Raw genomic sequence first — 273 nt, forward strand, 5'->3', positions numbered from 1 at the left:
GGCTGCCTGCCAGGTCATGATGGTGCTGTTGATGTTCGGGCATTTGACTTCACGCGTGCGCTGAAGATAGCGGGTTCCGCCTATCAGCACGCAAGTTGAAGTACTCGGGTTGAGATAGTAGAAGTCAACGGTAGCTCCACCTTGCTCGCCGGTGTTGCTGCCATCCGCGCCCGCACCTGCGCCGCCCCCGGGAATGCCTTCCCAGTCCTCTCCAATTGTTACCTGCGTGATCGGGCAGGAAGGTTCTTGAGGCACTTCTGCCTTCAAGGCAGC

The 273-nt window shown here is 59.0% G+C and carries 1 protein-coding gene; it reads right to left on the reverse strand.

Annotated elements, in window-relative coordinates; all coding sequences use genetic code 11:
- Nucleotides 1-273 (reverse strand): hypothetical protein (locus tag SB658_RS23885; protein WP_410602809.1); only part of this gene is annotated, 273 nt, incomplete at both ends.

Source organism: Bacillus sp. SIMBA_008, from assembly GCF_046535495.1.
GTDB lineage: Bacteria > Bacillota > Bacilli > Bacillales > Bacillaceae > Bacillus > Bacillus subtilis.